The sequence below is a fragment of the Roseicyclus sp. genome (assembly GCF_965662675.1).
Lineage (GTDB): Bacteria > Pseudomonadota > Alphaproteobacteria > Rhodobacterales > Rhodobacteraceae > Roseicyclus.
This window is the reverse complement of sequence record NZ_CBFIIK010000193.1, coordinates 1-1,177: the sequence shown is the minus strand read 5'-3', so window position 1 is coordinate 1,177 and position 1,177 is coordinate 1. Positions and strand designations below refer to the sequence as shown.

At 62.3% G+C, this 1,177-nt stretch carries 2 protein-coding genes; both read right to left on the bottom strand.

Annotation, left to right across the window (positions count from 1 at the left end; all coding sequences use genetic code 11):
* Positions 1 to 875, bottom strand: an 875-nt coding sequence (locus ACTG4J_RS15420) for a metal ABC transporter solute-binding protein, Zn/Mn family (RefSeq protein ID WP_439140614.1), incomplete at its 3' end; no start/stop codon positions are given.
* Positions 876 to 995: 120 nt separating this feature from the next.
* A partial coding sequence (locus ACTG4J_RS15415; protein WP_439140613.1) for a mannonate dehydratase occupies positions 996 to 1,177 on the bottom strand: 182 nt, incomplete at its 5' end.

Below are 1,177 nucleotides of genomic sequence, written 5' to 3'. Positions count from 1 at the left end.
TTATGGTCGATCATGCCAAGATACGTCCCTTCATAGCTGCCGGGCGCGCCCATCGCGTCGGAATAAAGCTCGCCCCCGATGACGACCTCATGGCCTTGTGCGGCTGCACCTTCGATCAAGGCGCGGATATTGCGATCAGAGACCGAGCTTTCCACGAAAACCGCCCGGATATCGCGCGCGACCAGCATATCCACAAGCGCGGCGATCCGGTTCAGCCCCGCCTCGCTTTCAGTGGAAATGCCCTGAATACCCACCACTTCGAAACCATAGGCCGCGCCGAAATAGTTGAAGGCGTCATGAGCGGTCAGTAGCACGCGCGCCTCGGCGGGGATGGAGGCAAGCACGCTTTGCGAATAAACGGCAAGCGCCGCCAATTCCTCCAAATGGGCGCGCGCATTGGCGGTGAATGCCGCGGCATGTGCGGGCGCGGCGGCGATCATCGCATCACGCGTCGCCAAAACGACGCGCGACCAAAGGTTGGGGTTCATCCAGACATGCGGATCAAAGCGGCCCTCGTAATCCTCGGATGCGATCAACTGGGTCGTGGGGATCGCCTCGGCCACGGCGACAACAGGGCTTGTCTGGGATAATTCGAGCAAGAATTCCTCAAGCTGCGCCTCGAGATAAAGGCCGTTCCATAGCACCAGATCGGCCTGTGCGGTCGCGACGATATCGCTACGCGTTTGGCGATAAGCGTGGGGGTCCACCCCCGGCCCCATGAGCGCGGTGACATCGGCCAGATCGCCACCGACCTGGCGGGCGGCATCGGCGATCATGCCGGTTGTGGCAACGATAGTCAGGCGATCTTGCGCCATGGCTGGAAGCGCCAGAGCGAAAGCCGTGGCAAAAGACAGAACAATACGTCGGGTCAACATCCGTGGAACCTGTTGCAAGCGCGCGGGCGGGCGCGGTCCGTGCCGTCAGGCTAAGATATTGCGACGCATTCGCAAAAAGTCAAGCTTGTTGCGAGTTAGTCGCAACAAGTACCCCTCTGCCTAGCGGAACGCCGCCATGATACCGCGCAATTCCGCCAGCCCCCGCATGCGCCCGATCAGCGGGTAGCCGGGCATCATCGGGCGGTCGAGATCGGACAAAAGCGCGTGGCCGTGATCGGGACGCATCGGGATGATGCGGTCCGCGCGCCCCTCCCTCGCCCTGCGGGCTTCTTCGGCGGTGA